The sequence below is a fragment of the Nonomuraea lactucae genome (genome assembly GCF_003313395.1).
In the GTDB taxonomy this organism is placed as follows: domain Bacteria; phylum Actinomycetota; class Actinomycetes; order Streptosporangiales; family Streptosporangiaceae; genus Nonomuraea; species Nonomuraea lactucae.
This window is the reverse complement of record NZ_QNFZ01000909.1, coordinates 1-7,921: the sequence shown is the minus strand read 5'-3', so window position 1 is coordinate 7,921 and position 7,921 is coordinate 1. Positions and strand designations below refer to the sequence as shown.

The window sequence follows — 7,921 nt, the reverse complement described above, 5'->3', positions numbered from 1 at the left end:
GGTCGCGGGCGCGGCCCCGAACCCCGGCTGTCCTCCCCCATCGCCTTGCGCGGCGCCGGCGGCCTGGCGTCATCGGTGGTACGGCCACGCGCCGCCTCCTCCTCCACGACCGGCGCGGCGAGCGCCCCCGCACCGGAGGAGACGCCCGCCTCTGGGCCGCCTGTCACCCTGGCCAGCCGCGACAGGCGGTCGGCCAGCAGCGCGGCCGTGGGACGCTTGGCGGGCTCCCGGTTGAGCGCCGCCCGCACCAGCGGCAGCAGCGCAACGGGCACGCCCTTGAGGTCGGCCTGGCCGTTCAGCACGGCGTACATCTGCGCCTCGGGCGTGCCCCGGCCGAACGCCGGCCGCCCCGTCGCGGCGAACGCCACCGTCGCCGCCCAGGCGTGGATGTCCGCCGGCGAGTCGACCTGCTCGTCGGCGAAGATCTCGGGCGCGGTGTAGCCGGGCGTGCCGAGGAACGTGCCCGTCATGGTCAGCCGGGTCGCGTCGATCACCTGCGCGATGCCGAAGTCGATCAGAACGGGCCCGTCGGCGCCCATGATGATGTTGGCCGGTTTCAGGTCGCGGTGGACGACCCCGGCCGCGTGGATGATCGCCAGCGCCGCGGCGATGCCCTGCGCCAGCTCCACCAGCAGAGCCAGGTCGAGCGGGCCCTCCCCTCTGACCCGGTCGAGCAGGGTGTCGCCCTCGATGTGCTCCATCACCAGGTAGGGGCGGGCGCAGTCGAGGTCGGCGTCGAGCACCCTGGCGACGTACGGGCTCTCGACCCGCCGCAGGGCACGAACTTCGCGTTCGAGCCGAATGCGGGACGAATCATCCTCCGCAAGCTCGTGCAGGACCTTGAGCGCGACCCGCTCGCCGCGCCGGGAGCCGGCGAGGTAGACCTCGCCCATGCCGCCCCGGCCGAGCCGCTCGAGCAAGGTGTACGGCCCGACCTTGCCGAGCTTGCTCACCGTCCCTCCCTGCTCGGCGCGCCCATAAGGGGCACAACCCTAGCGCCGGGAACGCCCGAGGTGTCCGAGGCGCGCCGAAGCTCCTGCCGCCGTGTCGGGTCAGTCGGCCGACCGGGCGATGACCGTGCCCTCGCAGCCGCGAATCAGTCGGACGACCGGGCGATGACCGTGCCCTCGGAGGTGCGCAGGTGCCCCTCACCGGTGTAGACCCACTTGGTCGAGGTCAGCTCCGGCAACCCCATCGGACCGCGGGCGTGCAGCTTCTGCGTGGAGATGCCGATCTCCGCGCCGAACCCGAACTCGCCGCCGTCGGTGAACCGCGTGGAGGCGTTCACCGCCACGGCGGCCGAGTCGACCAGGGACACGAACCTGCGGGCCGCCCGCTGCGACCGGGTGACGATGGCGTCGGTGTGAGCCGAGCCGTAGCGCCTGATGTGCGCCACCGCGTCCTCCAGCGAGTCGACGACGGCGGCGGCGATGTCGAGCGAGAGGTATTCGGCGTAGAAGTCGTCCTCGGTGACGGGCACGACCTCGCCGTAGCGGGCGATCCGGTCGTCGCCGTGCACGGTGACGCCAGCCTCCTTGAGCGCTTCGAGCGCTCTGGGCACGAAACGGTCGGCCACCCCGGCGTGCACCAGGAACGTCTCGGCGGCGTTGCACACCGACGGCCGCTGCGCCTTGGCGTTGACCAGGATCTCGACGGCCACGTCCATGTCGGCCTCGGCGTCCACGTACACGTGGCAGTTGCCGACCCCGGTCTCGATGACCGGCACCGTGGACTCCTCGACCACCGAGTTGATCAGCGACGCGCCGCCGCGCGGGATCAGCACGTCGACCAGCCCGCGCGCCCGCATCAGCTCCTTGACCGAGTCGCGCGTGAGCCCCGGCACGAGCTGCACGGCGCCTGCTGGCACCTCCGTCGCCGCCAGCGCCTCCTGCATGATCCGCACCAGGGCGGTGTTGGAGGAGTAGGCGCTGGAGGAGCCCCTGAGCAGCACCGCGTTGCCGCTCTTGAGACAGAGCGCGGCGGCGTCGACGGTGACGTTGGGGCGGCCCTCGTAGATGATGCCGATCACGCCGAGCGGCACCCGGACCTGCCGGAGCTCCAGCCCGTTGGGCAGCGTGCCGCCGCGGATCACCTCGCCGACCGGGTCGGGCAGGTCGGCCACCTGCCGCACGGCCTCGGCGATGGCCGCGATCCGGCCCTCGTCGAGCCGCAACCGGTCGATCATCGCCTCGGCCGTGCCCTGCTCCCGCGCCTGCTGGACGTCCTTGGCGTTGGCCGCCACGATCGTGGCGGCGTTGGCGACCAGGGCGTCGGCGATGACGCGCAACGCCCGGTCCTTGGGCGCCCGCGGCAGCGGGGCCAGCTCGGCGGCGGCCTCTCGCGCCGCGCGGGCGACCTTCAGGAACTCCTCGGACATCACACGCTCCTCAGTCTGTCTCGCCATCTCGGGCCTTCGGCTCGCCCGGCGCGGAGCGGCGGGCTCGTCCCGCGAACGCCGGCGAAGGTACGCGGCTCTCCGCGAATCTCCGCGACGGTACGTGACGGGCGGCCGGCACCCCGCAGGTTAGCCGTGGGACTCCAGTATGACGATGTCGTCGCGATGGATCAGCTCACGTTCATATTCCGGACCGAGCTCGCTGGCCAGCTCCCGGGTGGACCGCCCCAGCAGGCCCGGGATCTCTCCCGCGTCGAAGTTGACCAGCCCGCGGGCCACCACCGAGCCGTGCGGCCCGCATAGGTCAACCGGGTCGCCGGCCGCGAACTCGCCCTCCACCGAGGTGACCCCGGCGGGCAGCAGCGACTTGCGCCGCGTCACGATCGCCTCGACCGCCCCGTCGTCCAGGTGCAACCGCCCCCGGCCCGTCGTGGCGTGCGCCAGCCAGAGCAGCCGGGTGCCCGGGTGGCGACCGCCCGGGTGGAAGTAGGTGCCCACGTCGGCCCCGGCCAGCGCCTGCGCGGCGTGCGCGGCGGCGGTCAGCACGACCGGCACGCCCGCGCCGGTGGCGATCCGTGCGGCCTGCACCTTGGTGACCATACCGCCCGTCCCCACCGCGGCGCCGTTTCTGCCCAGCTCGACCCCGACCAGGTCCTCGGGTCCGCGGATCTCGGCCAGCCGACGCGACCCGCTGCGGCTCGGCGGGCCGTCGTAGAGGGCGTCGACGTCGGACAGCAGCACCAGGGCGTCGGCGTGGATCAGGGGGGTGACCAGCGCGGCGAGCCGGTCGTTGTCGCCGAACCGGATCTCGTCGGTGGCGACCGTGTCGTTCTCGTTGACGATCGGCATGATGCCGAGCTCCAGCAGCCGGTTGAGGGTGCGCTGGGCGTTGGCGTGGTGGGCGCGGCGCATCATGTCGTCGGCGGTCAGCAGCACCTGGCCGACGCGCAGGCCGTAGCGGGCGAACGAGGAGGTGTAGCGGGCGACGAGCACGCCCTGACCGACCGACGCGGCGGCCTGCTGCGTGGCGAGGTCACGCGGTCGCGCGGACAGCCCCAGCGGGCCGAGGCCCGCGGCTATCGCCCCCGAGGAGACGAGCACGAGCTGCGTGCCGGTGAGGCGGCGCGCGGCCAGCACATCGACCAGCGCGTCGACCCGGTCGACGTCGATCATGCCCTGTGGGGTGGTGAGCGATGACGAGCCGACCTTGACGACGACCTTCGACGCTGCGCTGATCCGTTCCCGCACGACCAAACCCTATCCCTACCCCAGCCGGCTGTCGGTGCCGCGCGGCCCCCGCCGTACGGACTCGGCGCTCAGCGTGGGCTGCCAGTCGAAGACGTGGCCGCCCTCCATGGGCCCGATGACGACCTCGGCGCCCGCGGTGGCGCCGGCCTTGACCAGCTCCTCCTCGACGCCGAGCCGTTCCAGCCGGTCGGCGAGGTAGCCGACGGCCTCGTCGTTGGTGAAGTCGGTCTGCCTGATCCACCGCTCGGGCTTCTCGCCGGTCACCTGGAACAGGTTGTCGTTGACCTTCCGCACGGCGAACCCGGTCTCGCCGAGCTGCCTGGGCCTGATCACCAGGCGGGTGGGCTCCTCGATCGGCTTGGCCGCCCGGGCCGCGGCGACCCATTCGCCCATCGCGTACGTCAGCTCGCGCAGCCCGTCGTGGGTGGCGGCGGAGACCGTGAAGACCCGCAGCCCCCGCTCCTCGAACTCGGGCCTGACCAGCTCGGCCAGCTCACGCGCGTCGGGCACGTCCGCCTTGTTCAGCACCACCATCCGGGGGCGGCCCTCCAGCTTCCCGTACGCCTGGAGCTCCGCCTCGATGACCTCGTAGTCGGTGACGGGGTCGCGGCCCGGCTCCATGGTGGCGCAGTCGATGACGTGCACCAGCATGTCGCACCGCTCCACGTGGCGCAGGAACTCGTGCCCGAGCCCCTTGCCCTGGGAGGCGCCCGGGATCAGCCCCGGCACGTCGGCGACCGTGAACACCGTCTCGCCCGCGGTCACCACGCCGAGGTTGGGGATCAGGGTCGTGAACGGATAGTCGGCGATCTTGGGCCGGGCGGCGCTCAACGCGGCGATCAGCGACGACTTCCCCGCGCTGGGGAACCCGACCAGGGCCACGTCGGCGACGCTCTTGAGCTCCAGCATGACGTCCAGGGCGTCGCCCGGCTCCCCGAGCAGCGCGAAACCCGGTGCCTTGCGCTTGGTGCTGGCCAGCGCGGCGTTGCCGAGCCCGCCGTGACCGCCTCGCGCGATCACGTAGCGGGTGCCCGTGCCCACGAGGTCGACGAGGACCTCGCCGGTGCCGGCGTCCTTCACGACGGTCCCGTTGGGCACCGGCAGCACGACGTCCCCGCCGTTGGCGCCGTCGCGGTTGGAGCCCTGGCCCTGCTTGCCGTTCTCGGCCCTGCGGTGGGGGCGGCGGTGGTAGTCGAGCAGGGTGGCGGTGTTGGGGTCCACCTCGAGGATCACGTCGCCGCCGCGCCCGCCGTCGCCCCCGTCGGGGCCGCCGAGCGGCTTGAACTTCTCGCGGTGGATGGAGGCGCAGCCGTTCCCCCCGTCACCGGCCCTGACATGCAGGATGACCTGGTCCACGAAGTCCGGCATAGCCGCCTCTCCCTCACGCCCCCGCTGGGGCTGCTTCCATTCTCACGACCGCGGGCACCTCGGCTCGCCGCTCGGAGGCACCTCGACCTGATCGCCACGCCGGGCCGGACCGTGATCACCACAGGCGCCATCGCCGCGGGGGCCTTCGTCCAGACCCCCGGCGGAAACCCTCGCAGAACACGCAAAGGGGCGGATCGGCACCGATCCACCCCTTGCTAACGCTTACCGGCGGCGGATTACTCCGCGACCGGGACGATGCTCACGGCGCGGCGGCCGCGCTTGACGCCGAACTGCACGTGACCCGCGGTCAGCGCGAACAGCGTGTCATCACCGCCACGGCCGACGTTGTCGCCGGGGTGGAAGTGGGTGCCCCGCTGGCGGACGATGATCTCGCCCGCGTTGACCAGCTGGCCACCGAAGCGCTTGACGCCCAGGCGCTGAGCATTGGAGTCACGGCCGTTCCGGGTGGACGACGCGCCCTTCTTGTGTGCCATCTCTCAAACTCCCGATCAGGCCTGGTCGATGCCGGTGATCTTCACCTGGGTGTACCGCTGGCGGTGACCCTGGCGCTTCTTGTAACCGGTCTTGTTCTTGTACTTGAGGATCCGGATCTTCGGGCCCTTGGTCTCGCCGAGAATCTCGGCGCTGACCGTGAACTTGCCCGCCTCCGTGGTCACATCGCCGTCGTTGACGACGAGCACCGTCGGCAGCGAAATCGAAGAGCCGACCTCGCCGGCGACCTTGTCCACCTCGAGGACGTCACCGACGGAGACCTTCTGCTGCCTGCCGCCGCAACGAACGATCGCGTACACCGCGGAACCCTTCTACTGTCTACTGCTGCGATCTTCGGTCATCCCGGACGGGACGACCGTTGACTGCCGAGTGCTGCGCCCGCACCCGCGTCCTGTCTGGAACCAACGAACCGAGTGGGCGCGCCAACAGGGCACGTCACCTGACGCACCGATCCACTAGGTTACCGGATTAACGGCGTCCTAGGCGAACCGGACGGATCGTCGGACGGTCTGCCGAGCAGCCACTCAGCGGAGCTACTCGGTGGACTTGGCTCGGCGGGAGCGTCGCCGCCCTCTGCCGGAAGTCTGGCCCGCCTGGTCGTCCTCAGCCGGGACTTCGTCAAGCGCACCGGTCACGGTATCACGACCAGCGGAGTCCTTGGCCGCGGAAACCTTGTCTCCGACCTTGTCGGCCACCGCCTTCTCGACCGCCATCTTGCCCTGCGTGCCGCGCGGCTCGGGCTTGCCCTCCACCGGCTCGGTGGAGACGATGAGGCCACGGCCGTTGCAGCAGTCGCACGGCGTCGAGAACGCCTCCAGCAGCCCCTGGCCCACCCGCTTGCGGGTCATCTGGACCAGGCCCAGCGAGGTGACCTCGGCCACCTGGTGCTTGGTCCTGTCGCGCGACAGGCACTCGAGCAGCCGCCGCAGCACCAGGTCGCGGTTTGACTCCAGCACCATGTCGATGAAGTCGATGACGATGATGCCGCCGATGTCGCGGAGCCTGAGCTGGCGGACGATCTCCTCGGCCGCCTCCAGGTTGTTGCGGGTGACGGTCTCCTCGAGGTTGCCGCCCTTGCCGGTGAACTTGCCGGTGTTGACGTCGACGACGGTCATCGCCTCGGTGCGGTCGATCACCAGCGAGCCGCCGCTGGGCAGCCACACCTTGCGCTCCATCGCCTTGCCGAGCTGCTCGTCGATCCGGTACGACTCGAACACGTCGTCCTGCTCGCCGTCCCACTTCGACAGGCGTTCGGCCAGGTGCGGCGCGACGTACTTGACGTACTCATCGACCGTCTCCCAGGCCTCCTCGCCCTGCACGACGAGCGAGCTGAAGTCCTCGTTGAAGACGTCGCGCACCACGCGGATGGTCAGGTCGGGCTCGGCCGACAGCAACTCGGGCGGGCTGGCCGACTTGGCCTTCTTCTGGATGTTCTCCCACTGCGCCGACAGGCGGGCGACGTCCCGGGCCAGCTCATCCTCGGAGGCGCCCTCGGCGGCCGTGCGCACGATGACGCCGGCGTTCTCGGGCATGACCTTCTTCAGGATGCTCTTGAGCCGCGTGCGCTCCTTGTCGGGCAGCTTGCGGCTGATGCCGGTCATCGAACCGTCGGGCACGTAGACCAGGTAGCGGCCCGGCAGGCTGATCTGGGAGGTCAGGCGGGCGCCCTTGTGGCCGATCGGGTCCTTGGTGACCTGGACGAGCACCGACTGGCCGCTCTTCAGGGCCGACTCGATGCGCTTGGGCTGGCCTTCGAGCCCGGCGGTGTCGAAGTTGACCTCACCGGCGTACAGGACGGCGTTGCGGCCCTTGCCGATGTCGACGAACGCCGCCTCCATCGACGGCAGCACGTTCTGCACCTTGCCGAGGTAGACGTTGCCGACGTAGGACTGGCTGGCCTCGCGGTTGACGTAGTGCTCGACGAGCACGCCGTCCTCCAGCACCGCGATCTGCGTGCGGTCGCCCTGGCGGCGCACCACCATCATGCGGTCGACCGACTCACGCCGCGCCAGGAACTCCGACTCGGTGATGATCGGCGGGCGCCTGCGGCCCAGCTCGCGGCCCTCGCGGCGGCGCTGCTTCTTGGCCTCCAGCCTGGTGGAGCCGCGCACGCTCTGCACGCCGTCGGCGGAGGTGTCGAGCGCGGTCGCGCGCCCCGAGCGGGGCGCCCGGATGCGGACGACCGTGTTGGGCGGGTCGTCGCTGGCGGGCTCGGACACCTCGTCGGAGCCGCGCCGACGGCGGCGACGGCGACGGCGGGAGCTGGAGGACTCCTCGTCCTGGGACTCCTCGGCCTGCTCCTCTTCGCCGTCGTCCTCGGACTCGTCGGTGTCGTCGGCCTCGTCGCGCTCGCGCTGCCTGCCGCGGCCCCTGCCGCCGCGCCGGCGGCGACGGCGG

General features: G+C 71.5%; 7 protein-coding genes. All 7 read right to left on the bottom strand.

The features are described from left to right. Positions 1 to 953 (bottom strand): serine/threonine-protein kinase (locus DQW85_RS31465; RefSeq protein WP_162795531.1); only part of this gene is annotated, 953 nt, incomplete at its 3' end. A gap of 143 nt (positions 954 to 1,096) precedes the next feature. After that, positions 1,097 to 2,377 carry a glutamate-5-semialdehyde dehydrogenase gene (locus DQW85_RS31460; protein ID WP_113703426.1) on the bottom strand — a complete coding sequence of 427 codons (1,281 nt, stop codon included), beginning with the start codon at positions 2,375 to 2,377 and terminating at the stop codon, positions 1,097 to 1,099. A gap of 147 nt (positions 2,378 to 2,524) precedes the next feature. Then, positions 2,525 to 3,643, bottom strand: coding sequence for a glutamate 5-kinase (gene proB, locus DQW85_RS31455; protein WP_205315555.1), 1,119 nt, complete (start codon positions 3,641 to 3,643; stop codon positions 2,525 to 2,527). Positions 3,644 to 3,658: 15 nt separating this feature from the next. Beyond that, entirely contained in the window at positions 3,659 to 5,011 is a 1,353-nt protein-coding gene (gene obgE / locus DQW85_RS31450; RefSeq protein WP_113703425.1) for a GTPase ObgE, read from the bottom strand. A gap of 236 nt (positions 5,012 to 5,247) precedes the next feature. Then, entirely contained in the window at positions 5,248 to 5,505 is a 258-nt protein-coding gene (rpmA, locus tag DQW85_RS31445) for a 50S ribosomal protein L27 (protein ID WP_020546367.1), read from the bottom strand. 15 nt (positions 5,506 to 5,520) lie between these two features. Further along, positions 5,521 to 5,823 (bottom strand): 50S ribosomal protein L21, encoded by a 303-nt coding sequence (gene rplU / locus DQW85_RS31440; RefSeq protein WP_101789902.1) that lies wholly within the window; start codon positions 5,821 to 5,823, stop codon positions 5,521 to 5,523. Positions 5,824 to 6,057: 234 nt separating this feature from the next. Further along, positions 6,058 to 7,921: Rne/Rng family ribonuclease (locus DQW85_RS31435; RefSeq protein ID WP_162795530.1), on the bottom strand; the 1,864-nt coding region annotated here is incomplete at its 5' end.